Origin of the sequence: Anaerotruncus sp. 1XD42-93, assembly GCF_009917605.1 — a bacterium.
Taxonomy (GTDB): Bacteria; Bacillota; Clostridia; order Oscillospirales; family Ruminococcaceae; genus Anaerotruncus.
Genome location: NZ_QZEG01000001.1, coordinates 83,759 through 108,946 on the forward strand (window position 1 = coordinate 83,759; position 25,188 = coordinate 108,946).

Below are 25,188 nucleotides of genomic sequence, written 5' to 3' on the forward strand. Positions count from 1 at the left end.
TGATTCTTTGGATTTGTTTGATTATAGTATATCGGATAATTGTGAAATTAAAATAAACGGTATTTGAAAAGATTGTCTGATTTTGTGAAATACCGGTTAACAAACCAGTCTGTCTGCTGCCAAAATATGAAAAAGGGGAACAGCCTTGCAGACAGCTCCCCGATAAGCCGGAATTTATCGTTTTCCTGTCTTAATAAATTCAATTAGCTTTTCCACATCATCAAAATTATCATAATCACCAATGATTCCTTTACGATGATATCGGATTCCTCTTTTTTCATTTTCCTCAAGGCAGTCAAGAAGTTTCTCTATACCATATCTTTTTATAAACAATGTAAAACCATATGGCTTGATTTTGTTCAGTAATCCTCTTTTGCAATCCATTTCACAGGCATAACAGCCTAAGAATCCCTTTTCGATGGAGCATTTTCTATTTTCACATTGGGTGTAGTCCGGACAGTTATCCGAATAACAGCCATTGCATTTTATATTTTCTGAACACAGGCAACAAGCAAGTCCACATCTTGCGATTCCTAATTCTCGTTTCATTGTTTGCCCTCCCCCAATTCCGAGCAGGTTGGCGATCGAGCGCACGATATGCGGCTCCAGCCCCGCGCCCTCCCTTGTATGGTGTGGTGCGAAACTACTTTCTGTTTGGTTTTCTTTTGATTCTCAACAGTCTGATGAAATCATCAAACAAAGCGGTATCCGTTGGCTCAAACATCAGCCATTTCCCGTCATGATACGTTTGCGTTTCATCGTAAATCCTCTGCACTTCTTTGGAATAATTTTCCCTGTCTGCCTCAAATTTTAACCTTTCGTCTTTCCCTAAGATCACCATAAATCCTACGCAGTTTTCCTTCGCATATAATGCGCACAGCGTTTTTCCTCCCCGACGGTATTTATATTCATATTTCCACGCTTTCCCGCCTTGATCCCACGAACACTCCATGTCATATCTTTCATCAATAGCAGCATTTAATTGATTCCAAATATCGTACAGCGATCCCCCCACTAAAATTACCATCTCTTCCGCACCAGGTATAAGATCAAGCATCATAATAGCCTCCTGTCCAAATTTCAATTTGTGATTCTGATTTTACCATGCGCTTGGATGCGGGCAGGTTCTCAGGAAACCGGCGGTTCCTTCTCTTTTTCCCGTTCTTTTTCCTTGTCCTTCTCCTTTTTTGCCCGCGCCTTGGACTGTGGGTTCGGGATAGTAAAGACAAACTCGCTGTATTCCCCCTCTACACTGCGCACGATGATATCTCCGCCATGCAGGTTGATGATCGAGCGCACGATATGCAGCCCCAGCCCCGCGCCGCCCTTGTCCCGGCTGCGGGATTTGTCGGTCTTATAGAACCGGTCAAAGATGTGGGGAATCTCGTCCTTCGCGATGCCATCGCCCGAATTCTTGATCCCGACTGCGGTGCCTGCATCACTCTCTGTATAATTTACTTCAATATATCCACCTTCGTTGACAAATTTAAACGCATTTTCGATCAGGTTATAGACGACCTGATGGATCAGGTCGGGGTCGGCCTCGACCATCACCTTTCCGCGGTCCAGCCCGCGCACCTCGATCTGTTTTGCCTCAAGCGGCTGCTCAAAGGTGAACACCGTCTTGATAACGGTATCGTTCACATCGAACAGGTCGGGCTTCATCTCCAGTTCCCCTGCCTCAATCCGGGCGATGTTGAGCATCGAGCGCACCAGGCGGGAAAGCCGTTTGATCTCGTCCGAGACGATCCGCAGATAATCATCCCTCCTTTCAGGGGGGATAGTGCCGTCGAGGATGCCGTCTACAAACCCGGCGATCGTAGTCATGGGGGTGCGCAGCTCGTGGGATACATTCGCGGTGAACGACCGCCGGGCAACCTCGGTGGTCGCGAGGGAGGAAGCCATGTTGTTGAACGAAATCGCAAGCTGGCCGATCTCGTCATAGCTCTCGACCGGGACCCTCATGGTAAAGTCCCCCTTGGAAAAGCTCTGGGTTGCAGCGACCATCTTGCGCAGCGGGCGCACCAGATCGGCAGTGGTGAAATAGACCCCTGCAAATGCCAGAATCAGCACCGCCAGGGAGCTGACAATAAACATCCGGAGAATCTCGGAGAGGAATACGCTCAATGCGCCCGCCGAAGCGGAGACAAAAACTACGGCCGCACGTTTTCCATCCTCGGTATAGATCGGCGTGCCGACTGTATAATGCCCATCCTTGTAGATTCCGTTCATCTTGCCAAGCTCTTCATACTCGCCCTTGTCAAACGCAGCATTCAAGACCTCCTGCGGGATCTCCTTTTCCTCCCGTTCGGAGGAGGAGCCGCCTGCAAACAGCAGGATCTTGCCGTTGGTATCAGCCAGATAGATGTCCGCGTCGATCGAATTGGCAAGTACCGCGTAGGACGGCAGGACAATCCGCGCATTGACCGCCTGATACTCATTGTTTTTCAGGCTGGAATAGGTGAGGGTCGCCGCCAGCTCTGCATTATGCCCCAGCAGCTTGTAACGGTCCTGCTTAAAATACTGAGAGGCAAAGGTCAGCAGCACCGCCCCCAGAACAACCAGGCTCAACAGGATAATGGCTGAAACCATTATGAAGTGTTTGCTAAACAACGTCTTCCGCATAAAACCACCGTCTTTTAAAAAAGGCCGCCGGAACAGGCAGCCTTCTCGATTCTTATTCTTTCACTTCAAATTTATAGCCAACGCCCCAGACCGTTTTGAGCGTCCACTGATCCGAAACCCCTTCGAGCTTCTCACGGAGCCGCTTGACATGCACGTCAACGGTGCGGCTATCCCCATAGTACTCGAACCCCCACACCTCATCAAGCAGCTGGTCGCGGGTATAGACCCGGTTTGGGTTGCTCGCAAGATGGTAAAGAAGCTCCAGCTCCTTGGGCGGGGTATCCACCACCCTGCCATCCACTTTCAGCTCGTATCTGGTCATGTTGACAACCAGCTTGTCATAGCTGACCTCCTTGATGTCCGAGTCGGACGCGCTCTTGCCGGTGCGCCGCATGATCGCCTTGATCCGCGCGACGATCTCCTTGGGGTCGAACGGCTTGACCACATAATCGTCCGATCCCAGCTCCAGCCCAAGCACCTTGTCAAACGTCTCGCCCTTCGCGGTAATCATGATGATCGGGCAGTTGGACTTTTTGCGGATCTCGCGGCAGACCTGCCATCCATCCAGTTTTGGCATCATGATGTCGAGCAGGATCAAGTCCGGGGTATCCGCATTGAACTTTGCGAGCGCTTCTTCCCCATCATTCGCGATTGAGAGGGTGTACCCCTCCTTTTCGAGATAAAGCCGGAGCAATTCACAGATGTTGCGGTCGTCGTCACAAATCAGGATTTTTCCGATTGACATGATGTTGTTCCTCCCGTTTTAAAATCGGATCAGGCACAGGGATGCAGGCCAGGTCCAGCCCTTGTGTATATGATACCACCCTCGCGAAGTGATATGGTATAGTGGCTTGCTTTGCAGCTGTTATACCACAATTATACAGCAAAACAACCGGCTTTGGTGAATATTCTTTGAACGAAAGTTGTCCTTCCTGCGAATTTTGGCGACAGGCCCTAATCCTCCGGTTCTCTATGGGATTCGAGCTGTTCGACCCGTTTCTCCAGGCTGTCGATGCTGGTGAGCAGATGCATCAAAGCGGAGACCAGCAGCGCCAGAACCGCTGAACCAAAAAGCAGGAGCAGCCAGAAACTGCCCATAAGAACCGGCAAAATGAAGCAGCCAAAGACCAGATTAAACAAGAGACACGCCAAAAACGTCTCCACAAATCCCTTCATCAGGAAACATCTCCTTTTGCGATGCCATGTCAGCATCTCTTGCAGCGGCCTTTTTCTTCATGGGCAGGAGGGGTGGGGACTGTGCATCGCCTGTTTACAGGCCGCGACCGCGTCCTCCTGTGTTTCAGCGGTAATCAGGAACCGGTTGTTGTGGCAGAACCGCAGCCCCGGGATACCGGACAACTCCCTCAGCTCGCTGGCCGAACGGCCCGCCCAGGCCGCCGGGAACGGGCATTTGAGCGCATTCCCCTCCGGCTCGGACGGCACCCCTTGTGCGCTGAAACCGCCCCTTTGGGACGGATAGACTACAAACTGCGCTTCAGATGGGCAGAGCACCGCCTTCCACGGGGCAAACCGTTCGAGCAGGACGATCCCGTCCTGCATCTGCGAGAGCGCGCCTTCCACCATCTTTCTGGCGCGCTGGATGCTCCACACCAGCTCAAACCGTTTTTCCAGGATCAACTGCGCGATCCCGACCACCTGTGCAAAACACTCGTCGGAGGGCGCCTCCGAATCCCAGCTCGGATTAAACGAAGCAACCATCCCAGCCAGCGGATGCCCACATCCGGTATTGTCATCCAGGTCGAGCGGCTGGACAAAGTGAGCATCAATCCGGGCAGCCTCCTCTTCCCCGACCAGCCCCGGCCCATACTCCCGCCAGAGCAGGCCGAAAGCGGCGTAGGGGACGCCGTTCGGGCGCACCGGAGCGCCTGTCTGATGGTGGTCAAACCTGCCTCCGCCGATGTCGAATATCAGCCCGTCGAACCCCTCCGGAATCTCGAACGTCCTGCGGATTTCAATGCCGGGATAGCAGATGCGCAGGAGCGCGGATGCGAAAACATCGTCCGCATGAAATTTTCCACTGTGGGTCAATGCCAGCATTTCAGGCTTCCTCCTGTTTTCCGGAATAGAAAAAGGTGTTTTTATCGACCGCGCTGCACCACGACACATTTTGCAGGACCTTCAAAACTGCCGGACGTCCGGCGCGCCCGCTCAGTTCTTTGACCAGCTCGGAGACGGTGACCAGCTTCTCCTGGTGTTTCTGGAAATAGGCATAGAGCCATTTGACCAGTTCCGGCTCTGCAAAGGCCTTGCCGACGGGCTCCACGGCCTGCCGGACCGGCTGTGCAATTCCCTGTGTTTTGCAGTAGGAATCGTAAACCGCCTTGACCCGGCTGGCCAGAAGCGGTGTAAAACCCGGTTCCTTGCCGAGCAGATGGAACGGGCAGCGCGCCAGGTCCTCCATCGTTTGATAGCGCCGCTCCTGACAATATTTCAAGAATGGCAGATAGGTCGCCTTACTGTAAATCTCAACAATGCTGTTTTCCACAAATACCCTCCCTTTTTCTCTCGAACGGCAAAGCCCGTTCACGCCTCCAGAACCTCCTGTACCCGTCCAACCTGGTCCCCCTCCTCAAGCATCACCTTGATCCCGTGGGGGTGGCTGGGACTGTTGGTCAGAATACGCTTGACATGCCCGCGGGTCAGCTTCCCGGTGGGCTGGTCCTTTTTCAGCACGATGTCCACCAGTGCACCGGGCCGGATGTTGCTCCGCAGCTTGCCGGTCATGGCTGGGACTCCCCATCCAGCCACGCCAGTACATCCGCAGCATTGGTGTCCGGCTTGGCCTTCTCAAAGACCTTCTCGATCATACCATTTTCATCAATCACATAGGTGGTGCGGGCCACCCCCATGCTGACCTTTCCATACAGCTTCTTTTCCTTCCAGACATCATATGCCTGGATTGCCTCGAGCGCAGGGTCTGCGAGCAGCAGGAACGGAAGCCCCTGTTTTTCCGCAAAATTCCGATGGGAGCGCTCGCTGTCCTTGCTGACCCCGATAACCGCCACCCCGCGCCCTTCATATTCCGGCCAAGCATCCCGGAAGGCACATGCCTGCCGGGTGCAGCCGGGGGTATTGTCGCGCGGATAAAAATACAGGACCACCTTTTTGCCTGCGAAATCCGCAAGGCTGACCGGGTTCCCCTCCTTGTCGTTCAGGATGAACCCGGGTGCTTTTGTCCCCGCCTGTAACATCTGCCTCTCTCCTTTTCGGTTCTCTTTCCGATTGACTATAAAATGCCCACTGCCAGAGGGTTCCATGCACCTATCTGCGAAAGGCCGCGCCGTTTCCAACACCCCATTGCCCCCGCTCGGCGGCAAGCTCAAAATGCAGCTTCGCGATCCCGAGGTCGATGCTCTGATGGGTCGCATAATCCGGGACCTGCGCAGTCGCTTCCCCATTCGCCCATGTGAAGCGCACCGGCTGCCGATTGAGCGCGGACGGCGCCTTCTGCACCGCCCACATCCCCTCCAGGAACCATTCGGGCGGCTGGCTCGCCGCTTCATACATCTGCTCCACCGGTTTGGTCGAGCGGTGCGCGAGCCTGTAAACCAGCCGTTCCTTTCCGGCTGCCTCCCCGGTCGCCGGTTTTCCGGCCACGATCAGGCAGACCAGCTCTTCACCTGCTGCGGGCTGGACCGCGCACCGCTTGCGGTCGAACGTCCCGCCGACCCAGCAGGTTCCCAAGCCAAGCTTGGTCGCCTCCAGCACCAGCTTTTCCCCATAGTAGCCGACCTTCTCGTTCAGGCAGAGGTCGGCGGAACTGCCTGCCATTGCAAAATAATGCCGCACGCCGGAGAACATCCCATAGCTGCGCCGCAGGCTTCTGAACGCTGCGGGATCGTCCTGCACAAGCCGGATGTTCAGTTCCGCATCCCGGCTGCATTGGCGGGCCAGCAGTTCGAGCGCCTGCACCTGTTCCGGGTCCAGTGGTTCGGTCAGATAGGCGCGGCGGGAAACGCGCCGCTCGATCGCTTCCAGATCGGTCATTGTGCTTCCACCTCCTACTCACCGATGATCTTGATGAGAACCCGTTTATCCCGTTTCCCGTCAAACTCAAAGTAGAAAATCTGTTCCCATCTGCCGAAATCCAGCTTTCCTTCGGTCACCGCGACCACCGTTTCCCGGCCCATCACCGTACGTTTGAGGTGCGCGTCCGCATTGTCTTCGAAGCCGTTGTGCCGGTACTGGTCGTACGGCTTTTCGGGCGCGAGCTTCTCGAGCCATACCTCGTAATCCTGATGCAGGCCGCTTTCGTCATCGTTGATAAAAACGCTCGCGGTAATGTTCATCGCATTGACCAGCACCAGCCCCTCCTGAATACCGCTCTCTGTAATCGCTTCCTGCACCTGCCGGGTGATATTCACCAGCCCACGGCGGGCCGGCAAACGAAAATGCAGCTCTTTTCGATAGGATTTCATCTGCGAAGGTCGCCTCCTGTCTTTTTGTCCTCTCCGGATTGTTCGGTTTTTCAACGGATGCCGCTGGCCCGGCCTTTCTGCCCGCCCCGCAGAACGGAAAAAGCCAGTATACCGTATTATATCTGTTTTGCAAATTATGATAGCACAACTGTTTTCGGATGTAAAGTAAAATGGGAAAAGGGCTTGACATTCCTCCCATTCTGGTATAAAATAATTTTAGAAATTATTCTTATTATCGGTAAAGGAAGTATCCGGCTATGAAATATTCCAGACAGCGGGAACTGATCCTCGAAACGGTGATGGAGAATCCTGTCCATCCAACTGCTGATACCGTCTATGCGATGGTCCGCGAACAGGAACCGAATATCAGCCTTGGCACCGTCTACCGCAATTTGAACCTGCTTGCCGAGCAGGGCATACTGCGCAGAATTCCGATGCCGGCTGCTTCGGACCGGTTTGATGGCCGGACCGATTCGCACCACCATATGCGGTGCTGTGGCTGCGGCAACCTTTTTGATCTGCCGATTGCCGAATTTGCAGGGCTGGAAGAACAGCTGAAAAATCTTGCGGGATTCTCGATCACCGGCTACCAGATTCTGTTTGAGGGGTTCTGTCCTGCATGTGCTGGGAAACATCTGCCGGAACAAGGCGGTAGAAATATCGCAGAAAGAGGTTGATTGACATGGACAATTTAAAGGGCACCAAAACCGAAGCCAACCTGATGGCCGCCTTTGCGGGTGAATCCCAGGCGACCAACAAATACACCTATTATGCCTCCAAGGCAAAGAAGGAAGGGTTTGTACAGATTGCGAACTTTTTCCTGGAGACCGCCGGCAACGAGCGGGAACATGCGAAGATCTGGTTTAAGCTGCTGCACGACGGTGTACCGTCCACCACTGTCAACCTTGCGGATGCCGCTTCCGGCGAAAACTTCGAGTGGACCGATATGTACGCAAAATTTGCGAAGGAAGCCAAAGAGGAAGGGTTCGACCGGATCGCGTACCTCTTCGAGGCGGTTGGAAAGATTGAAAAGGAGCACGAGGAGCGTTACCGCGCCCTGCTCAAAAATATTGAAACCGAACAGGTTTTTGCACGCACCGGCGTTATGATCTGGCAGTGCAGCAACTGTGGTCATATCCATGTCGGCGAAAAAGCGCCTGAGATCTGCCCGGTCTGCGATCATCCGCAGGCATACTTCCAGATTCAGGCCAAAAACTATTAAGGGTTGCCTATCCTTCTCTTTTACGCAACCCCACCAGCTTGTCTTCCCACTCTTTTTATTTTTCATTGAGGAAGCTGCCTGCCTCAAATCATAGGCGGCTTCCTCCTTTTTTATTGCTATTTTTAGTAAATAGGCGTATAGTATAGGCAGCTCACTTGAAACATTCTGTTTTCAAGCAGTGGGCACCAGGCACAGGCATTGCCTGCTGTAATACGGAGCAGGGCCGCCTTTGGTGGGCTTCCTGTGGCCAGAGGGCCGCAGGTTTCAAAAGGATGTCCGGATTCTTCTGAAGTCCTTCGATGATAGGCGGTGCCGGAAAAAATTACAAAAGGACAGGTGTAATCTATGAACTGGGTAAACGAATCAATCTTCTATCATATCTATCCGCTCGGATTCTGTGGGGCGCCGCAGCAGAACGGCCAAGACGCCCCTGTTAACCGGATCGGGAAACTCTCCGGCTGGATTCCCCATCTGCGGGAACTTGGGGTCAATGCGCTCTATATCGGGCCGGTGTTTGAATCGAGCGAACACGGCTATGATACCCGCGATTACTATAACATCGACCGCCGCCTCGGCTCGAATGAGGATTTCAAACGTCTCTGCCGCGAGCTGCATGAAAACGGCATCCGGGTGGTGCTCGACGGTGTATTCAACCACGTTGGGCGCGAATTCTGGGCTTTTCAGGATGTGCAGAAAAACGGGTCCGCCTCCCCCTACTGCGGCTGGTTCCACAACCTCAATTTTGGCGGCGGCAGCCCGCTGGGGGATCCATTCTGGTACGAAGGCTGGCAGGGGCATTACAATCTGGTCAAGCTCAACCTGCGCAATCCGGACGTTGTGAGCCATCTGCTTGGCGCGGTGGGCATGTGGATCGACGAATTCGGGATCGACGGTCTGCGCCTTGACGCGGCTGACTGTGTTGACATGGACTTTTTCCACCAGCTCCGGAACTACTGCAAGGGCAGAAACCCCGATTTCTGGCTGATGGGCGAGATCATCCATGGGGATTACAACCGTTGGGCGAACCCCGGTGCGCTCGATTCGGTCACCAACTACGAATGCCGCAAAGGGCTTTACTCCTCCCACAACGACAAAAACTACTTTGAGATTGCCTATTCGCTCAACCGGCAGTCGGGCGGGAACGGCGGTATCTACCGTTCGCTCTGCCTTTACAACTTTGTGGACAACCACGACGTCAACCGGCTTGCTTCCACCCTGAGCAACCATTCCCATCTCTGCAATGTCTATACCCTGCTTTACACCATGCCCGGCGTCCCATCGCTCTACTATGGCAGCGAATGGGGCGTTCAGGGGGTCCGGCAAAACCATTCAGACGCGCCTCTGCGGCCCTGCCTCGACCTGGGCAGCATTCCCAGCCCCAACCTCGCGCTGCTCAACCACCTGAAAACGCTTGGAAAAATCCGTCACGCGCTGCCTGCCCTCCAATATGGCGGGTACGACCAGCTCACCGTGAAGAACGAGCAGCTTGCGTTTTTGCGTGCCACCCCTGAACAACAGGTTTATGTTGCGCTCAACCTTTCCGAGCATCCGGAGTATATCGAATTCCGCGGAAGGACCTCTGCGCTAGTCGATCTGTTCACCGGTACCCGGTTTGAAACCAACGATGGTAATTTCAAGCTCGAACTGCCCGCATATGGAGCGCGGATTTTTGTGGAGCCGCATGTCTATGAGCAGTATGTCCAGCAGGCAGACCTCCCTGCCGCGGTTTCCCAGCCGGAACCGGCCAGACCTGAACCCCGCACGTTAAAAATCGGGCGCTACCGCCATTTCAAGGGGAACGAATACGAGGTGATCGGCTGCGCGCGGCACAGCGAGACGCTCGAAGAGCTGGTTGTATACCGAGCGCTCTATGGGGAGCAGGAGCTTTGGGTGCGTCCGCTTGAGATGTTCCTCGGCGATGTCGAGCGGGACGGGAAACCCATCCCCCGCTTCACCTGGATCGGCTGACTCCGGAACGAAAAATTGGGCCAGCTCCTGCCCTAGTCAGGAGCTTAGAACCTGTTTCGCATCTAAAGTTTTACTCAATTTTTTTCAAAAAATTGCGGGGTCGAGGGGCAGAGCCCCCGACGCGCTCCGCAGAGCGCGGAATGCTTTAGCCTGTGAAGCGCGTTTTTCGGGTGAATTGCCGCGAAGCGGCAAGAGGGGGCTTTTTGCAAGTGAAAAAGCCCCCTTGCAAAAAAGAAATACAGAACAGGCCCTTAAAACCCGTACTCACAGCCATTCGATGCCGTCTGAACGGGCATCCCCTGATTATGAGTACACGCCCTAAAAAAGCTGCCGCCCGTTTTTCGAATTGGGAAAAACGGGCGGCTTTGCGTATTCAGGCTGGTTCCCGGACGAGCGGTGCGATCTTTGCCCCGACCAGCGGCAGCAGGTCGGATGGAGCCGCTTCTATCTGGCAACCAATCCGCCCGCCACTGACGATGACCGACGGCAGCGTTTCCACCGCAGCATCAAAAACTGTGGGAAACTGTTTTTTCATCCCGACCGGCGAACAGCCGCCGCGGATGTAACCGGTTATCTTGTTGATCTCGTTTACATGGATCATCTCAACCGCCTTTTCCCCCACTGCCTTTGCGGCTTTTTTGAGGTCCAGCTCTTTGGCGACCGGGATGACAAACACATAAAATCCCCCGTTCCCCCGCGTCACCAACGTTTTGTAGACCTGTTCCACCCGCTGCCCCAGCTTTTCCGCAACGCTCACTCCGTCGATCTTCCCGTCTGCATGGTCATAGGTGTGCGTCTGATAGGGCACCTTTGCCCGATCCAGCATCCGCATCGCGTTTGTTTTCTGTTCTGCCATCCGACATCCCTTCCCCTTTCTGACCATCAAAAATGGGAACCGGAGCGCCCCGATTCCCATTTTTCCCCGATCATACGGGGCTACATGCCCAGATATGCCTTGCGCACCTTGTCATCCGCAAGCATCTCCTTTGCATCCCCGCTCATGACGACTTTCCCTGTCTCGAGCACATAGGCGCGGTTTGCAATTCCCAGCGCCATCTTCGCGTTCTGCTCTACCAGCAGGATGGTCATACCGCTCTGGTTCAGCTCCTCGATGATTTTGAAAATCTCCTTCACCAGCAGCGGTGAAAGGCCCATCGAAGGCTCATCCATCAACAGGATACGGGGCCGGGACATCATCGCGCGCCCGATCGCCAGCATCTGCTGTTCACCGCCTGAGAGGGTGCCGCCCGCCTGTTTATACCGCTCCTTGAGACGGGGAAAATGGCGGTAGACGTTCTCCACATCCTCCGCAATCTGCGCCTTGTCGCCCACGATAAACGCTCCCATCTCCAGATTTTCCTGCACCGTCATTTGTGAAAAAATCCGCCGCCCCTCTGGGACATGCGCCATCCCCAGCGTGATGATCTTCGCCGGATCGGTGGCAAGCAGGTTATGCCCCTCTAGAGAAACCTCTCCCGAAGTCGCTTTTTTCAGACCGGAGATGGTATGCAGCGTGGTGGTTTTACCCGCGCCGTTCGCGCCGATCAGTGAGACGATCTCCCCCTCGTTGACCTCCAGACTGATCCCGTGGATCGCGTGGATTGCCCCATAGGACACATGCAGATCAGTAACTTTCAGCATCGGTTTCCCTCCTATTCTCCAAGATATGCGCCGATCACACGCGGATTGTTGGCGATCTCCTTCGGCGTGCCGTGGGCGATGATCTGCCCATAGTCGATTACAACGATCCGCTCACAGACATTCATCACCAGGCTCATGTCGTGCTCGATCAGCAGGATCGCAATTCCAAACCGTTCCCGGATCAGCGAGATGGCCTGCATCAGTTCAGCGGTCTCGGTCGGGTTCATGCCCGCGGCTGGCTCATCGAGCAGCAGGACTTTCGGGTTGGTCGCGAGCGCGCGTGCGATCTCCAGCTTGCGCTGCTGGCCATACGGCAGATTTTCCGCTACGTGGTCGGCAAGCTCCTCCATATGGAACACGCTGAGCAGGTCACGTGCCTTACGGTCGATCTCCTGCTCCTCCTTCCAGTAGGAAGGGGCGCGCAGAATCGCCTGTAACCCGCTGTACTTCATGTTGTGGTTAAACGCGACCTTGACATTCTCCAGCACGCTCATCTTTTTGAACAGCCGGATATTCTGGAACGTCCGCGCGATCCCTGCCGCAACCATCTGATGCGGCTTTTTCCCGATCAGCGCGGTCCCGTTCAGATAGACTGCGCCCTCGGTCGGCTGATAGACGCCGGTGAGCAGGTTAAAGACGGTGGTTTTTCCCGCACCGTTCGGCCCGATCAGGCCGATCAGCTCTTTCTGCTCGATCTCGACATGAAACCCCTCAACCGCCTTGAGTCCGCCGAAGGTAATGCCGAGGTTCTCCGCTTTCAGCACTGGTACACTCATTCGGACGCGCCCCCTTTCCCTGCCGCGGACGGCTGTTTTTTCTGCCTGCCGGTCAGCCGGTCGATCAGCCGGGTCAACGAGAACTCATAGGTACCAAGCAGGCCGGACGGCTTGAAGATCATAACCAGCACCAGCACCACCGAATAGATCAGCATCCGATAGTCGGCGAGCGAGCGCAGGACTTCAGGCAGGATGGTCAGCCCGACCGCCGAGACAATCGACCCGGTGAGCGACCCCATGCCGCCCAGCACGACAAACACCAGGATGTCGATCGACTTCATGAAATCGAAGTCGGTCGCGCCGAGGATACCGAGGTACTGCCCGTAGATGCCGCCTGCGATTCCTGCAAAGAACGCTGCAAAGGTGAACGCCAGAACCTTGTAATAGGTATTCGGGATGCCCGAAGCCTCGGAGGCGATGTCGTCCTCACGGATCGCCATGATCGCGCGCCCATGCCGCGAACGGACGAAGGCAAACATGACCATCACGCAGACAACCATAATGATGTAAACGACATTCAGGGTCGCGGTCTTGGGGATACGGTTAAGCCCCTGCGCACCGCCGGTAAACGAAAAGAACTCGATCATTGTGCGGATAATCTCACCAAAGCCGAGCGTAATGATGGCGAGATAATCCCCCTTTAGGCGCAGCGCCGGGATCCCGACCAGCAGCCCGAACAGAGCCGCCACCAAACCAGCCAGCAGAAGCGACAACAGGAAAAATCCAGTACCCGCGGGGGAAACGTTCCCCTTCTGCGCGAGCGTGATCCCCACTGTCTCCTGAATATATTTCACAAACAGGGCCGCTGTATATGCACCGATCGACATAAATCCCGCATGTCCAAGTGCAATCTGACCCAGGAAACCGGTTGTCAGGTTGAGGGAGATTGCCAGAATAATATTGATAAAAATGACCATCAAAACGCCGGTCTGATACCGCCCGAGCAGGCCGGTGCGTGTCCCGACATTCATCAGGACAAAGAGCAGTACAACCGCTATCAGATTGATGACATAGGAGCGCATGGTCTCTTTTCTGCTTTTCAATCCAACCACCTACACTTTCTCGCCGATATTTTTGCCGAAGATCCCCGCCGGGCGGACCAGCAGGACAACAATCAGGATTCCGAATACCACCGCATCCGCGAGCTGGGTGGAGATATAGCCTTTGGTCATGCTCTCGACAAGGCCGATCAGCACGCCGCCAAGCATCGCGCCCGGGATATTGCCGATGCCGCCAAGCACCGCCGCAACAAACGCTTTCAGGCCGAGCATCGAGCCCATATACGGCTGGACCTGCGGGTAAGCGGAACAATACATGACCGCCGCGACACCCGCCAGCCCGGACCCGATCGCAAAGGTGAGCGAGATAGTCCGGTTGGTGTTGATGCCCATGAGGATCGCCGCTTTCCCATCCTCCGAAACCGCCCGCATCGCCTTGCCCATCCGGGTCTTTTTGATAAAGAGCTGCAATCCCGCCATGATCGCAACCGAAAGCAGGATGGTCACCACCGAAACGCCGGTGAGCTGGACCGAACCGAAAACGATCGGCGGCACATGAAAGATATTGCTGACCGAACGGGGCGCGGAGGAAAAGAGGATGAGCGCAAGGTTCTCGAGGAAGAGGCTCATCGCGATCGCCGTAATCAGAACCGAAAGGCTGGGCGCGCCACGTAGCGGCTTATAGGCGATCTTTTCGGTCAAAAAGCCGATCAGCGCGCAGACCACGACCGAAAGCAGTATGCAAAGCCAAGCCGGAAGCCCCGCACTGGTGAGCAGCGGGATCGAAAATACCGCCATATATCCGCCTACCATGATGAAATCTCCGTGTGCAAAGTTAATTAGCTTTACGATACCGTATACCATTGTGTAGCCCAGTGCGACCAGCGCATAAACGCTGCCCACCTGAAAGCCGTTGATAAGCTGTTTGATAAAAAGTGTCACGTCTACCAATCCCTCGCCTTTCCCAGCCCCTCAAACAGGCTGTGTCTCTGATCTGCGGCTCTCTCACGGGGGCTCTGCCCCTCGACCCCGCCACCTTTGAAAAGGTGGACGAAACTTTTGGTTCTAAAAAGCAGGTTTTAAAAATCTTCCCGCAGGCCGGGCAAACCGGATGGAACTGACCCACCCAGCCTGTTGGGGTGGGGCCTGCGGGGAGGGGTCGCCGACCCCTATCCCGCAAGACAGCCCGCAGGGGCGTCGCGCTTTGCGCGCTTCGGGCTGAAAAGCCCGAGAAGCCCCGAGGAGGGCGCCCTGCGCCCGGAAGGCTGGTCTGGAACCAGACTTCCGCTGTCCCTAGCCCCGAGGAGGGCGCCCTGCGCCCGGAAGGCTGGTCTGGAGCCAGACTTCCGCTGTCCCTAGCCCCGGGGAGGGCGCCCTGCGCCCGGAAAGCTGGTCTGGAGCCAAACTTCCACTGTCTCAATGCCGGATACCCGCAAAAGGGCAGAGCCGTCCGGCCCTACCCCTTTGCAAACATCCTATCACTTCTGTTGTTGCGGGGCCATTACGCCTCGACCTTCGCCTCGAGCACCGCAGCGCCGTTGGAGCACTTCAGAACCGAAACCGTCTTGATCGGGTCGCCGTTCTCATCAAAGGTGATATGTCCGGTGATCCCATCATAATCAGCTGCTGCCATCGCGTTGATAATCGCCTGGCTGTCGGTCGAACCGGCATTCTCGATCGCCTGTGCGATGATATAAGCCGAGTCATAGCCCAGCGCCGAGAACGAGCGGCCATCCAGATTGAACTTCGCTTTGTAGTCCGAGAGGAACTTCGCCGCTTTCTCGTCCTCGTCCGCATAGTGGTTTGCAAAATAGGTGTTCTCGGTAACCGACATCTTATCCGCCGAAATGATGTTCAGGACACCGTCCCAGCCGTCGCCGCCCAGCACCGGGCCTTCATAGCCGGCTGCGCGCACCTGATCGAGGATCAGCGCTACCTTGCCGTAATAGTCGGGCACGAAAATCGCTTCGGGACTCTGCGCGATCAGGTTGTTGATCTGCACATTGAAGTCGATGTCTGCGCCCGCATACGCCTCCTCGCTTACAATCTCGATCCCTTTGACAGCCGCCTGCGCTTTAAATGCCTGTGTCAGGCCGCTCGAGTATTCCTCGCTGTTGTTGCTCAGGATCGCTACCTTCTTCGCGCCGAGGTTGTCTGCTGCGAAGGTCGCCATGATGGTGCCCTGGAACGGGTCGGTGTAGCAGGTGCGGAATACGTTGTCACCGGTCAGGGTGATGCCCGCCGCGGTACCGGTCGCAGTCAGCATCGGCATGTTATCCTCTACCGCCACATCCGCAACCGCCTGACAGGGCTTGGAGGTGACGTCACCGATCACAGCGACAACCCCCTGGCTGACCATGCTGTTGTATGCGTTGACCGCCTCGGTCGGGTCGCCTTTCTCGTCCATGAGAACCAGCTCGACCTGCTGGCCCAGAATGCCGCCGTTCGCGTTGATCTCCTCGAACGCCATTTTGATGCCGTTGGATGTCGCGATTCCGTAGTCGGAAACCTCGCCGGTCAGCGGGGCAAGTACGCCAATTTTGATGCTGTCTCCAGAAGGTGCCGCGGCAGGAGCCTCGCTCGATGCGGCCGGTGCAGAGCTGCCTGCATCAGGCGCGGAAGATGCAGCAGGCGCCGAACTGCTCCCGCTGGAACCGCATCCTGCAAAGGCACCAGCGACCATTGCCGCCGCCAGCATAGATGCAAATACTCTTTTCATGTTCTTTTCCTCCCTATGTTTGGATCTGTTTTACACTAGAGTCCTGCTACTACTTTAAAGTGGTAACCTTATCAAAAAGTATATTGCAAATCCGCCATAAAATCCATTGCTTTTTTCGCCAATCATCTGCAAACAATCCCCGCCAGTTTTATAAATATTCATAAAATTATCGTATGAATCCCTCATTTGAACCGCTCCATGCAGCAGAAAAACCGGATTTTGGAACCTCTTGGCCATCTGAACAGGCTGCCCTGTTTTGCACATTTCTCTCATCCAAAAGCGGGCCGTGTGTATCCGCCTTGTAATGCGGCGGACATCCATGCTGCTTTTTCCGTCTGGCCGACATACGGATTTCTCGTATTTTCGATGGATTGCAAAGCAATTCACGCTGCTCTTCAAAATTCGTGCTTTTTCGCTTTACAAATTAGTCTGTTTTGGGTACAATACTCTTAAAAAGCAAATCAGCGAAAGGGTGAGCCGAATATGCCGCGCAGAAGTAAAAAAGAAATCAGGATGTCTTACGAGGAGCAGATTCAGGAGATCGAAAACAAGATCGAAGAACATAAGGAAGCGATTTCCCGACTGAAAAAAGAACTGAAAGAGAAACGTGCCGCCAAAGAGCAGGCCGATCTGGAAAAGCTCGCCGCCTTTGTGAAGGAATCGGGCAAAAGCCCGGAGGAAGTCCTCTCAATCCTGCAAAATCGGGAGTAAAACAGGATATATGGTGCAAAATGGGGCCCCTTCTGCAATAGAGGACTTTTCATCTGTATCCACAATCACTCCAACCGTTTGGACAGCTGTGCATCCATACTCAAAATATAGGAAAGAGATTGTGTTCCACAAGCACAGTCTCTTTTTTCATGGTGTGACAGCACACGCAGGATTCCCCGCTACGACCGCACTCCCTTTTGTAGCACTGTAAGCGGGAGGGCCCCGCCGATAAATTACTGGACGGGCGGCGCATAACATCAATGCTATTGACCGGGATTTTTGAGACGGTTCCGCAGTTCTTTGAAAAAAGCGGACAGGAGGCCCGCGCACTCGTTTTGAAGCACGCCGGAAACGATCTCTGGTTTATGGTTGAACGGCAGGGCATTGAAATCGCTGACCGAACCAAAGCAACCCGCTTTGGGGTCGGACGCGCCGTAGACCACCCGCCGGATGCGGGCATTGACAATCGCGCCCGCACACATCGGACACGGCTCCAGCGTCACATAGAGGTCGCACCGATGTAGGCGCCAGCCTCCAAGCCTGCGGCAGGCCATGTCGATCGCCTCCAGCTCGGCATGGGCAAGGGCATTTTTGCCGGATTCACGGCGATTATACCCCTCTCCGACGATCTGACCGTCACAGACTACGACCGCCCCCACAGGCACCTCCCAGATCGCGGCAGCCATTTGTGCCAGTTCGAGTGCGCGTTCCATATAAACCTGATCTTCCACCATCACACCTCCCAGATTCAGTGGTAAAAACTCAGCCAGATCACCCAGGCAAACAGAAGCATCAGCATCACCATTGGGACGTTCAGAAGCAGCCCGGACCACAGTTTCCCCTCGCCTACCGGGCTGTTCAAACGGCGCAGTGACAGGTCCACTTTTCGCACAATCAGAAGGTAGACCAGCCCCATGACAGCAGCCCCTCCGTAAAAGAACATGCGGCAAAGCTCCAGAAGGGCCAGCCTCCAGCCATTCATCTGAAGGCTTCCAACAGCCAGCAGCAGGACAATCAAGTTATTCATAAGATGGATGAATATCCCGGTCCAGAGCGAATGGGTTTTCACGACAAAGAAGCCCAGCGCCAGGCCCATCAGGAACGCGTGCGGAATCTGGGTCATATTGCGGTGGAGCAGGGCAAAGAGCGCGGCAGAAACCACAACTGCCAACCGATCCCCAAACCTGCGAAGGGACCCGAGTATGATGCCTCGATTTACAAATTCCTCCAGAAACGCGGGCAGAATCACCGTGTTGATGACAAACAGAAACGCAGCAAAAGAATCGGCGGGCAGATGCATCGGAATCGGAGGGGAAAACAGGCCGAACAGCGCGAAAACGCTCGCTACCATAGCGGTCAGGACCGAGCCGGCCAGCGATACCCCCAAAGCAACCCCGGTACAGGCAAACAGTACCGGCGGATAAGGCGGATCATGGGGAATTTCCCGATAGGGAAAGCGCACCATGTGGGCATAGACAAGATAAGGCAGAAGAAAAGCCGCCAGATAAAGAAAGATCGTAAAAAGCTCGTTGACTGCGTCAGAAGAGAGGAGGACCGGAGGGAACCGCCGGAACCATCCCCGCAGCAGCCAGACCCCCGCCGTCTGGAGGAGGTAAAGGATCAGGATATTGATGATGACCGCGAGCGCAAGCAGACCGCTTTGTATCCGGAGATGCTCAATAAAAGCTGTCTGGGCACGAAAACGCCGGTATGCGGACAGCGGATTCTCGGTGGGGCTGTACATGGGAATTTCTCCTTCTGGCCATAAGTTTTGATATGACAGCGATGATACCACGCATCAAAGGGATTTGGTGTCATTGGTCATCGGGGCCGGCGCGGACTCTGCACACGCATTGCCCTTGCCATAGCCCTGGTATCATAGCTGTTTTATAGCTATGATACCACATCTTTTGTCTCCCCGGAAAGGATATGCAGATTGCGCAGCAGGATATTTTTGCCGCGCCAGCCGTATGATTTGGTTTTGCAGAGAAGAGCGGCGTTTTGGGCGTCCACCACCGGGGCAGGATTGCGATAAAATCCCTCCACCCTGCTTTTGGCAGCACTCCGATTGACCGGACAGGCTTCGGTACACCGGTCACAGCCCCAGACAAGCCCTCCTTCCCGAATCTGCTCCTGCTCCCAGAGGGTCAGCTCCCCTTTTTTCTGGGTGAGCTCCGAGCGGCACCGTTCCCGGGTAAAACGGCCCTGTGCGAGCGCCCCGGAAGGGCAGGCCGCGCGGCACGCTCCGCACCGGGTACAGAGCTGCTGCGGCTGCGGCGGTGGGATTTCCAGCGGCAGGGTGGTCACGATCTCTCCAATAAAGCAGTAGCTGCCGTAGACCGGATTCAGCAGCAGGCCGTTCAGACCAACCTCCCCCAGCCCTGCGAGGGCAGCCGCCGCGACCTCGTCAATCGGGGAGCTGTCGATAAACGGGACAAACGCTTCCCCCGGAAACCGCTCCGCACAGGACGCCGCGACCTCCGCAAGCAGCGGACGCAGGATGCTGTGATAATCGTCCGGCACCGCGTATCGTGCGATGTTGCGGTCGGGAAAGGCTTCGGTATAGTATCCGAACAGGAAAACCAGCACCGATTGGGCGTTTTGGGGGATGCGTTCTCTGGAACGCACCTCCAGAAGCGGGGGCAGCTCGGAAAACCGGCAGGCCCCCCATTGGTCGATCCCAAACGGTTGCATACATGCGCGCAGACGTTCCACCGTCCTCCCCCTTCCGATCAAAATGCTGGCAAGGGCGTTTTTCCCTGCCGCCCTTACAACCCCGCTTTGCAGATCCCCACTTCAGGAAACACAAAAGTGGAGCCGCGCTGCAAAGATATGGGACTGCGGGTCAATCTCGATCTGTAGGAACCCGCCGCCGCGTTCGACAATCTGCCGCACCGATACCAGGCCAATCCCATGCTGGAACCGGTCGTCCTTGCGGCTGACCGGGTTCCCTTCCCCATCCAGCTCGATCTCCCCGGCAAACGGGTTGCGCAGCTCGACCGTGACCCATCCGCCGTTGCTGCTGCTCGTGAGCGACAGGAACCGTTCGCTGCTTTCCGGAACTTCAGAGCAGGCCTCAAACGCATTGTCCACCAGGTTGCCAAAAATCCGGCAGAGTTCCAGGTCGCTCAATCCGATCCGCCCGGGCAGGTTGACGGTGGCGGAGAACGCAATTCTGTTGTCCGCGCACCGTCCGGCGCATTCCTGCAAGATCGCATCAACGACCACATGGTTGGCGTAACGGGTATAGTGCAGGGAGTTTTCCATCTCGTGGTTCATCTGCCCAAGCAGCTCGAGCGCGGTCTCCCGTTCCCCTGTCTCGACCATCCAGCGGACTGCGTCGGCCATCCGCTGATAGTCGTGTTTGAACGCCCGCAGCTCCTGAACATAACGGGTGAACTGCTGGTAATGGCTGACCTGCCGCTGGAGCTGTTTTTCAACCTGACGGGTTTTCAGTTCATATTCGATGTAGGTGCTGATGTCGATTGCATACCAGAGCACCGTATAAAAGCAGGCCACAGCCACCACACTGGTGAGCAGATGGAACGCGAGCGTCCAGATGTGCGGGAAGTCGTAGTAGTAGACATAGCTTTCCAGCACGAGATAGGCAAACAGAAGGCACAGACTGGTGCTGGCGAGGCCGGCCTGTTCCTTACAGGCCAGCAGCAGGCGCAGGTGCTCATCCGGGAACATCCGCCGCTGGAGCCAGAGCAAAGGGCAGCAGAGGAACAGGGAAACGGCAAGCGAAACGCTGTACCAACAGGGGCTGGCAACCACGCCGTACAGGTTGGTTCCGGCTGTAAGTGCAAAGAATGGGATCATGACCCCGCGCACCCCCAGCAGGACAAACGGAAACAGCACCCCGACAAAAAGGGCGTGCAGCGGCCTGGCATGAAAGAGAAGGGCATTCTCCGCCAGATAGAGCGCGGTCATCAGCAGATAAACGGTAAAGATGTGCAGCGGTGACCAGGCGAGCACCGCAAATATCCCGGTATTCACACAGCAGAGCGGGAGCGTCCAGCGTTTTGCGCGGCGCCCGCAGGCGAACAGCCGCCGGGTATACCGGAATGCCTGAAGATGGAACGCAAAGATTCCCAAAACCGCGAATGCCCCTGCAAGGAAGGTCCGGTTCATGCCATCCCCCTATCCGGCATCCGTTCTGCCCGTATGATGAGAAAATTCGGCTTGTGCAATTCCCGGCAGAGCGACGGGTCTGCCGCAAGGGCGGCTTCGCCGGGCGAGGTCTCCCGCAGGATGTCGATCCGGAACCCCCCCTGTGCAAGGGCGGTCACAATCTCCCCCATCGTGCGGTGCCAGACCACCACCCCGTCGATAATCCAGTGGGACTCCCGCCGCCCGGGGCGGTTGTAATCGGAGAGCAGGAACGCTTCGGGGTTCCCGCCCGCATCCCGAACCCAGCTGGGCCGGTCGCTCCGCGGCGCGGTGACAACCGGGTGTTCCTGCGAGAAGAGCAGCGTCCCGCCCGGCCGGACAAGCCCCGCCAGCACCCGCACGAGGGCCGCAAAATCCGGAATGTAGTGGAACGCGAGCGAACTGTAGACAAGGTCAAACCGCTCCCCCAGCCCTCCGGCCCGGCTGATGTCCATCCTCCGGTAGACGATCTTCGGGTCCGCATTTTCGCGGCGCGCAACCTCGAGCATCCGCTCTGAAAGGTCGATCCCCACCACCCGGCAGGCGCCGCGGGCAACCGCATCCGCACAGCTGCGCCCATAGCCGCAGCCCAGGTCAAGCACCGTTTTCCCGCTGAGATCGGGCAGCAGGGCACGCATCACCGGCTGTTCCAGCAGGTCGTTGTAGTTGTTTTTCTGTGCGCGTATCTGGCGGTAGCCTTCAAAAAAGACCGGATTGTCGTAAATGGATTCGTATTCCATCGGATTCCCCGCTTTCAGACGGTCAGTCCGCCGTCCGAAAGGAACCGGGAAAGCACCTCCCTGACTTTTTTTGCATGGGTCCGACCGAGCGGGACCTCTTCCCCACTGGTGAGCAGCAGCGTTTCCTGCCCCATCCGCCGGATCCGCGCCAGACTGACCAGAAAGGCCCGGTGGGTACGGACAAACCCTTTGTCCAGCAGGCGGGTTTCCAGCTCGTCCATACTCGAATAGAAGGCAAACGCCCCGCTGTCGTAATGGACGGTGACAATCCGTTTGCTGACCTCGAAATAGACGATCTCCCGCAGCGGGATCGCCCGGCATTCCGCGCCCCGCTCGCAGCGGAACAGTTCGCCCGTATTCCGCCGGGCCAGCCTGACCGCCTTGAGAAAGGTCTGTTCAAATTTTTCGCAGGTGAACCCGCCTTTCACCAGATATTGCAGCGGCGCTGCATCGAAGCTCTCAAAGACAGCCTCCCGCATCTGGGTCAGGAAGATGATCTGCGCCCGGCAGCCGGCCTCCCGCAGACGCCTGGCCGCGTCGATGCCGGACATCCGCTCCATCTGGACATCCAGATAGAGGATATCCGCATCCCCGGGGGAATCCTCCAACGCAAACAGCAGCGATTCCGCGCTCGGAAAACAGGCGGTGCGTATCTCAATCCGATGCTTTTGGGCAAGCCGTTCGACCCGACCGGCATACTGTGCGAGGATCTGCGGGTCGTCATCACAAAACAGGATCTGCAACAACCGGATTCCCCCCTTTTTTCTGTCACCATCCTATCACAAAACAGGGCGGAAACACAATCACCTTTTGATAAAACTTGAAAAAATCCCACTTTCTTTTCGCAATTTTTTTCAATCTGTGGTATACTATAGCGTAGTATCCTGAAATCAAACAGCCTGATTGGGGGAATGGTTTATGAATGATTCTGCGGAGATTCTCTGTATCGGCACCGAGATTCTGCTCGGCAATATTGTCAACACCAATTCGCAGGTGATCTCGCGCGGCCTTGCCGACGCGGGGATCAACCTTTATCATCATACGGTGGTCGGGGACAACCCCGAGCGTTTGAAAGAGGCGCTCGAGCTGGCGTTCTCCCGCAACAGCATTGTGATTACGACCGGCGGGCTCGGCCCCACCTATGATGACCTGACCAAAGAGACGATTGCGGGATATTTTGGGAAAAAGCTCGAGATGCACGAACCGTCCCGGCAGGCGCTCCTCCGCTTTTTTGAGAAGTTCCGCCGCCCGATGACCGAAAACAACCTCAAACAGGCGATGATGCCCGAAGGGTGCATCGTTCTGGAAAACCGCAACGGCACCGCCCCCGGTGCGATCATCGAAGGGGAAGATGGGAAAATTGCGATTATGATGCCCGGACCGCCGCGCGAGATGGCCCCGATGTTCCAGAACCAGGTGATGCCCTATCTGGTCAAGCGGTCAGGGCATGTCCTGCGCTCCCACTGCCTCTATTTCTTCGGGATCGGCGAAAGCCAGCTTGAATCCGAGCTGCGCAAGGAGATGGAGGAGATGACCAACCCGACGATCGCCCCCTATGCCAAAGAAGGGGAGGTCATGCTCCGGGTGACTGCCTCGGGCGACAGCGAAGCGGAAGCGGAACAGCGGATGGAACCGGTGATCGCGCAGCTTCAGGAGCGGTTTTCCAAGTACGTATACGGGGTGGATGTGGACAACCTGCAAACGGCTGCCGTCCATCTGCTGACGGAAAAAGGGCTGAAAGCCGCGGTTGCGGAGAGCTGCACCGGCGGCTATGTGGCCAAACGGCTGACCGATGTAGCAGGCAGCTCGGCGGTATTCGACTGCGGGGTGGTCAGCTACTCCAACGAAATCAAAACGGAGCTGCTCGGCGTTTCGCGCGAGACGCTCGAAACAGTTGGGGCGGTCTCCCCGGAAACCGCAAAACAGATGGCGGACGGGGTGCGCCGGGTATCCGGCGCGGATATCGGCATCTCAACGACCGGCATCGCAGGCCCGGACGGTGGGACCGAAGAGAAACCGGTTGGCTTGGTCTATGTCGGGGTGAGCAGCGAGTGGTATAACGATGTGCTGGAACTGCGGCTCTCCCGTGGATATGTGGATGGGGCGCGGGAGTTTATCCGCTACCTCGCCTCCTCGCACGCGCTTTCCGCCCTGCTCAAGGCCATAAAAGCGCATGGCTGACCTGTGCAGGGTGGTGCATGAAATTCCGCCGGTCTATGACGCCCGTTCCCGTGTGCTGATCCTCGGGACAATCCCCTCGCCCAAATCGCGGGAGTACGGTTTTTTCTACGGGCACCCGCAGAACCGGTTCTGGAAGGTGCTTGCCGCGCTTTTTCAAAGCCCGATCCCTCAGACCAACGAACAGAAGCGGGGGTTCCTGCTCGACCGGCGGATTGCGCTTTGGGATGTGCTCGCGGCCTGCGAGATCGAAGGTGCGTCGGATGCATCAATCAAAAATGCCACGCCCAACGACCTCTCCCCCATCCTGCAAACCGCCCGCATCCGGGCGATCTGCACCACCGGCACAAAGGCCGCTGCCCTTTATCGAAAGTATACACAGCCGGCGACTGGGATTCCCGCGGTGGCGCTGCCTTCGACCAGCCCCGCAAACTGCGCCTGTTCGCTTGAATCCCTCTGCGCCAGCTATCAAATGATTTTAAACTTTTTGGAGGACTGAATCATGAAAAAAATTGCAAGTTTCTGTGTCGACCACACCAAACTCAAAAAAGGAATCTACGTTTCCCGCGTAGACGGGGACGTCGTTACATACGATCTGCGGATGTGTACCCCAAACGCCGGCTCCTATCTCGAGAATGCAGCCCAGCATACGTTTGAGCATCTGTTTGCGACCTATGCCCGCAACAGCAAGTATACCGACAGCGTGGTCTATGTCGGGCCGATGGGCTGCCGCACCGGGTTCTATTTCCTCGTAAGGGACACCATGTCCCATGCCGAGGTGATCGGGCTGCTCAAGGATGTCTGTGCCTTCATCGCAGGCTACGAGGGTGAAATCCCCGGGAATTCGGAGGTCGAATGCGGCAACTATCTCGACCATGACCTGCCGGGTGCGCGGAAGATGGGTGCAGCATTTGGCGAAGTCATCCAAAATTGGACCCCCGAAATGACTTCTTATGAATGAGATCAGAGAATTTCTTTTATTTTAATAAAAGAACCGAAGGTATATACCTTCGGTCGGT

30 protein-coding genes are annotated in these 25,188 nt (G+C 56.0%); 7 read left to right on the plus strand and 23 right to left on the minus strand.

Annotated elements, in window-relative coordinates; all coding sequences use genetic code 11:
- Nucleotides 1-174: 174 nt before the first annotated feature.
- The 11 genes from D5269_RS00380 to D5269_RS00430 form a co-directional block, all read right to left on the minus strand.
- Nucleotides 175-549 carry a hypothetical protein gene (locus D5269_RS00380; protein ID WP_016316518.1) on the minus strand — a complete coding sequence of 125 codons (375 nt, stop codon included), beginning with the start codon at nt 547-549 and terminating at the stop codon, nt 175-177.
- A 94-nt stretch (nt 550-643) separates the two neighbouring features.
- Complete coding sequence (locus D5269_RS00385) at nt 644-1,057, minus strand: DUF3788 domain-containing protein (RefSeq protein ID WP_022788480.1); 414 nt, start codon at nt 1,055-1,057, stop codon at nt 644-646.
- Between the two features lie 71 nt (nt 1,058-1,128).
- Nucleotides 1,129-2,592 carry an ATP-binding protein gene (locus D5269_RS00390; RefSeq protein ID WP_166545111.1) on the minus strand — a complete coding sequence of 488 codons (1,464 nt, stop codon included), beginning with the start codon at nt 2,590-2,592 and terminating at the stop codon, nt 1,129-1,131.
- A gap of 85 nt (nt 2,593-2,677) precedes the next feature.
- Entirely contained in the window at nt 2,678-3,370 is a 693-nt protein-coding gene (locus tag D5269_RS00395; RefSeq protein WP_120481557.1) for a response regulator transcription factor, read from the minus strand.
- 209 nt (nt 3,371-3,579) lie between these two features.
- Nucleotides 3,580-3,801: a hypothetical protein gene (locus D5269_RS00400; protein ID WP_120481558.1), complete on the minus strand. Its 222-nt coding sequence runs from the start codon at nt 3,799-3,801 to the stop codon at nt 3,580-3,582.
- Between the two features lie 57 nt (nt 3,802-3,858).
- Nucleotides 3,859-4,683 (minus strand): MYG1 family protein, encoded by an 825-nt coding sequence (locus D5269_RS00405; RefSeq protein WP_120481559.1) that lies wholly within the window; start codon nt 4,681-4,683, stop codon nt 3,859-3,861.
- Between the two features lies 1 nt (nt 4,684).
- Nucleotides 4,685-5,131 carry a hypothetical protein gene (locus D5269_RS00410; protein ID WP_147407884.1) on the minus strand — a complete coding sequence of 149 codons (447 nt, stop codon included), beginning with the start codon at nt 5,129-5,131 and terminating at the stop codon, nt 4,685-4,687.
- Between the two features lie 38 nt (nt 5,132-5,169).
- Complete coding sequence (locus D5269_RS00415; RefSeq protein WP_016316511.1) at nt 5,170-5,370, minus strand: YwbE family protein; 201 nt, start codon at nt 5,368-5,370, stop codon at nt 5,170-5,172.
- A complete protein-coding gene (gene bcp / locus D5269_RS00420; RefSeq protein WP_120481561.1) occupies nt 5,367-5,837 on the minus strand; it encodes a thioredoxin-dependent thiol peroxidase in 471 nt (156 codons plus the stop codon). The genes D5269_RS00415 and bcp overlap by 4 nt, the downstream gene beginning before the upstream one ends.
- Nucleotides 5,838-5,907: 70 nt before the next feature.
- Complete coding sequence (locus D5269_RS00425) at nt 5,908-6,633, minus strand: nitroreductase family protein (RefSeq protein ID WP_120481562.1); 726 nt, start codon at nt 6,631-6,633, stop codon at nt 5,908-5,910.
- A gap of 14 nt (nt 6,634-6,647) precedes the next feature.
- Nucleotides 6,648-7,064 carry a secondary thiamine-phosphate synthase enzyme YjbQ gene (locus D5269_RS00430; protein WP_016316508.1) on the minus strand — a complete coding sequence of 139 codons (417 nt, stop codon included), beginning with the start codon at nt 7,062-7,064 and terminating at the stop codon, nt 6,648-6,650.
- 257 nt (nt 7,065-7,321) lie between these two features.
- On the opposite strand from D5269_RS00430, the gene D5269_RS00435 reads away from it, so the two are divergent.
- The 3 genes from D5269_RS00435 (at nt 7,322) to D5269_RS00445 (ending at nt 10,254) form a co-directional block, all read left to right on the plus strand.
- Entirely contained in the window at nt 7,322-7,741 is a 420-nt protein-coding gene (locus tag D5269_RS00435; RefSeq protein ID WP_016316507.1) for a transcriptional repressor, read from the plus strand.
- A gap of 5 nt (nt 7,742-7,746) precedes the next feature.
- The gene (rbr, locus tag D5269_RS00440; protein WP_016316506.1) at nt 7,747-8,286 is read left to right on the plus strand and encodes a rubrerythrin; all 540 of its coding nucleotides are present in this window, start codon (nt 7,747-7,749) and stop codon (nt 8,284-8,286) included.
- 345 nt (nt 8,287-8,631) lie between these two features.
- Nucleotides 8,632-10,254: a DUF1653 domain-containing protein gene (locus tag D5269_RS00445; RefSeq protein WP_120481563.1), complete on the plus strand. Its 1,623-nt coding sequence runs from the start codon at nt 8,632-8,634 to the stop codon at nt 10,252-10,254.
- Between the two features lie 373 nt (nt 10,255-10,627).
- Here the strand turns inward: D5269_RS00445 and ybaK are convergent, their stop codons facing one another.
- The 6 genes from ybaK to D5269_RS00475 all read right to left on the minus strand — a co-directional run bounded on the left by ybaK (nt 10,628) and on the right by D5269_RS00475 (nt 16,388).
- Complete coding sequence (ybaK, locus tag D5269_RS00450) at nt 10,628-11,110, minus strand: Cys-tRNA(Pro) deacylase (protein WP_120481564.1); 483 nt, start codon at nt 11,108-11,110, stop codon at nt 10,628-10,630.
- A gap of 80 nt (nt 11,111-11,190) precedes the next feature.
- On the minus strand, nt 11,191-11,895 hold the full coding sequence (locus D5269_RS00455; protein ID WP_016316503.1) for an ABC transporter ATP-binding protein: 705 nt from the start codon (nt 11,893-11,895) through the stop codon (nt 11,191-11,193).
- Nucleotides 11,896-11,906: 11 nt separating this feature from the next.
- Nucleotides 11,907-12,671 carry an ABC transporter ATP-binding protein gene (locus D5269_RS00460; RefSeq protein WP_120481565.1) on the minus strand — a complete coding sequence of 255 codons (765 nt, stop codon included), beginning with the start codon at nt 12,669-12,671 and terminating at the stop codon, nt 11,907-11,909.
- A complete protein-coding gene (locus D5269_RS00465; protein ID WP_347707277.1) occupies nt 12,668-13,723 on the minus strand; it encodes a branched-chain amino acid ABC transporter permease in 1,056 nt (351 codons plus the stop codon). Before D5269_RS00465 ends, D5269_RS00460 begins: the two co-directional genes overlap by 4 nt.
- On the minus strand, nt 13,724-14,620 hold the full coding sequence (locus D5269_RS00470; protein WP_016316500.1) for a branched-chain amino acid ABC transporter permease: 897 nt from the start codon (nt 14,618-14,620) through the stop codon (nt 13,724-13,726).
- Between the two features lie 550 nt (nt 14,621-15,170).
- Nucleotides 15,171-16,388, minus strand: a complete 1,218-nt coding sequence (locus D5269_RS00475; protein ID WP_016316499.1) for an ABC transporter substrate-binding protein — start codon at nt 16,386-16,388, stop codon at nt 15,171-15,173.
- 483 nt (nt 16,389-16,871) lie between these two features.
- Between D5269_RS00475 and D5269_RS00480 the strand changes: the two genes are divergently transcribed.
- On the plus strand, nt 16,872-17,099 hold the full coding sequence (locus D5269_RS00480; RefSeq protein ID WP_120481567.1) for a hypothetical protein: 228 nt from the start codon (nt 16,872-16,874) through the stop codon (nt 17,097-17,099).
- A 263-nt stretch (nt 17,100-17,362) separates the two neighbouring features.
- Here the strand turns inward: D5269_RS00480 and tadA are convergent, their stop codons facing one another.
- From tadA to D5269_RS00510, 6 genes are all read right to left on the minus strand, one after another.
- Nucleotides 17,363-17,833, minus strand: coding sequence for a tRNA adenosine(34) deaminase TadA (gene tadA, locus D5269_RS00485; protein ID WP_016316497.1), 471 nt, complete (start codon nt 17,831-17,833; stop codon nt 17,363-17,365).
- 14 nt (nt 17,834-17,847) lie between these two features.
- Entirely contained in the window at nt 17,848-18,843 is a 996-nt protein-coding gene (locus D5269_RS00490) for a type II CAAX endopeptidase family protein (RefSeq protein WP_016316496.1), read from the minus strand.
- A 149-nt stretch (nt 18,844-18,992) separates the two neighbouring features.
- Nucleotides 18,993-19,814 (minus strand): QueG-associated DUF1730 domain-containing protein, encoded by an 822-nt coding sequence (locus D5269_RS00495; RefSeq protein WP_016316495.1) that lies wholly within the window; start codon nt 19,812-19,814, stop codon nt 18,993-18,995.
- A gap of 81 nt (nt 19,815-19,895) precedes the next feature.
- The gene (locus tag D5269_RS00500; protein ID WP_120481568.1) at nt 19,896-21,233 is read right to left on the minus strand and encodes a sensor histidine kinase; all 1,338 of its coding nucleotides are present in this window, start codon (nt 21,231-21,233) and stop codon (nt 19,896-19,898) included.
- Nucleotides 21,230-21,991, minus strand: coding sequence for a class I SAM-dependent methyltransferase (locus D5269_RS00505; protein ID WP_166545112.1), 762 nt, complete (start codon nt 21,989-21,991; stop codon nt 21,230-21,232). The genes D5269_RS00500 and D5269_RS00505 overlap by 4 nt, the downstream gene beginning before the upstream one ends.
- Before the next feature lie 14 nt (nt 21,992-22,005).
- Nucleotides 22,006-22,737 (minus strand): LytTR family DNA-binding domain-containing protein, encoded by a 732-nt coding sequence (locus D5269_RS00510; RefSeq protein ID WP_016316492.1) that lies wholly within the window; start codon nt 22,735-22,737, stop codon nt 22,006-22,008.
- A gap of 172 nt (nt 22,738-22,909) precedes the next feature.
- Between D5269_RS00510 and D5269_RS00515 the strand changes: the two genes are divergently transcribed.
- From D5269_RS00515 to D5269_RS00525, 3 genes are read left to right on the plus strand one after another with little or no spacing between them, the layout of a single operon-like run.
- A complete protein-coding gene (locus D5269_RS00515) occupies nt 22,910-24,172 on the plus strand; it encodes a competence/damage-inducible protein A (RefSeq protein ID WP_016316491.1) in 1,263 nt (420 codons plus the stop codon).
- Entirely contained in the window at nt 24,165-24,668 is a 504-nt protein-coding gene (locus D5269_RS00520; protein WP_166545113.1) for a DNA-deoxyinosine glycosylase, read from the plus strand. The genes D5269_RS00515 and D5269_RS00520 overlap by 8 nt, the downstream gene beginning before the upstream one ends.
- Nucleotides 24,669-24,671: 3 nt before the next feature.
- Nucleotides 24,672-25,130, plus strand: a complete 459-nt coding sequence (locus tag D5269_RS00525) for an S-ribosylhomocysteine lyase (protein ID WP_161909900.1) — start codon at nt 24,672-24,674, stop codon at nt 25,128-25,130.
- Nucleotides 25,131-25,188 lie beyond the last annotated feature (58 nt).

Coding starts and splice junctions, on each gene's coding strand:
- D5269_RS00525 (WP_161909900.1), top strand. CDS start 24,672: ATGAAAAAAATTGCAAGTTTCTGTGTCGACCACACCAAACTCAAAAAA.
- rbr (WP_016316506.1), top strand. CDS start 7,747: ATGGACAATTTAAAGGGCACCAAAACCGAAGCCAACCTGATGGCCGCC.
- D5269_RS00505 (WP_166545112.1), bottom strand. CDS start 21,991: ATGGAATACGAATCCATTTACGACAATCCGGTCTTTTTTGAAGGCTAC.
- D5269_RS00400 (WP_120481558.1), bottom strand. CDS start 3,801: ATGAAGGGATTTGTGGAGACGTTTTTGGCGTGTCTCTTGTTTAATCTG.
- tadA (WP_016316497.1), bottom strand. CDS start 17,833: ATGGTGGAAGATCAGGTTTATATGGAACGCGCACTCGAACTGGCACAA.
- D5269_RS00415 (WP_016316511.1), bottom strand. CDS start 5,370: ATGACCGGCAAGCTGCGGAGCAACATCCGGCCCGGTGCACTGGTGGAC.
- D5269_RS00490 (WP_016316496.1), bottom strand. CDS start 18,843: ATGTACAGCCCCACCGAGAATCCGCTGTCCGCATACCGGCGTTTTCGT.
- ybaK (WP_120481564.1), bottom strand. CDS start 11,110: ATGGCAGAACAGAAAACAAACGCGATGCGGATGCTGGATCGGGCAAAG.
- D5269_RS00475 (WP_016316499.1), bottom strand. CDS start 16,388: ATGAAAAGAGTATTTGCATCTATGCTGGCGGCGGCAATGGTCGCTGGT.
- D5269_RS00405 (WP_120481559.1), bottom strand. CDS start 4,683: ATGCTGGCATTGACCCACAGTGGAAAATTTCATGCGGACGATGTTTTC.
- D5269_RS00430 (WP_016316508.1), bottom strand. CDS start 7,064: ATGAAATCCTATCGAAAAGAGCTGCATTTTCGTTTGCCGGCCCGCCGT.
- D5269_RS00380 (WP_016316518.1), bottom strand. CDS start 549: ATGAAACGAGAATTAGGAATCGCAAGATGTGGACTTGCTTGTTGCCTG.
- D5269_RS00385 (WP_022788480.1), bottom strand. CDS start 1,057: ATGCTTGATCTTATACCTGGTGCGGAAGAGATGGTAATTTTAGTGGGG.
- D5269_RS00395 (WP_120481557.1), bottom strand. CDS start 3,370: ATGTCAATCGGAAAAATCCTGATTTGTGACGACGACCGCAACATCTGT.
- D5269_RS00390 (WP_166545111.1), bottom strand. CDS start 2,592: ATGGTTTCAGCCATTATCCTGTTGAGCCTGGTTGTTCTGGGGGCGGTG.
- D5269_RS00460 (WP_120481565.1), bottom strand. CDS start 12,671: ATGAGTGTACCAGTGCTGAAAGCGGAGAACCTCGGCATTACCTTCGGC.
- D5269_RS00515 (WP_016316491.1), top strand. CDS start 22,910: ATGAATGATTCTGCGGAGATTCTCTGTATCGGCACCGAGATTCTGCTC.
- D5269_RS00445 (WP_120481563.1), top strand. CDS start 8,632: ATGAACTGGGTAAACGAATCAATCTTCTATCATATCTATCCGCTCGGA.
- D5269_RS00425 (WP_120481562.1), bottom strand. CDS start 6,633: ATGACCGATCTGGAAGCGATCGAGCGGCGCGTTTCCCGCCGCGCCTAT.
- D5269_RS00435 (WP_016316507.1), top strand. CDS start 7,322: ATGAAATATTCCAGACAGCGGGAACTGATCCTCGAAACGGTGATGGAG.
- D5269_RS00480 (WP_120481567.1), top strand. CDS start 16,872: ATGCCGCGCAGAAGTAAAAAAGAAATCAGGATGTCTTACGAGGAGCAG.
- bcp (WP_120481561.1), bottom strand. CDS start 5,837: ATGTTACAGGCGGGGACAAAAGCACCCGGGTTCATCCTGAACGACAAG.
- D5269_RS00500 (WP_120481568.1), bottom strand. CDS start 21,233: ATGAACCGGACCTTCCTTGCAGGGGCATTCGCGGTTTTGGGAATCTTT.
- D5269_RS00520 (WP_166545113.1), top strand. CDS start 24,165: ATGGCTGACCTGTGCAGGGTGGTGCATGAAATTCCGCCGGTCTATGAC.
- D5269_RS00455 (WP_016316503.1), bottom strand. CDS start 11,895: ATGCTGAAAGTTACTGATCTGCATGTGTCCTATGGGGCAATCCACGCG.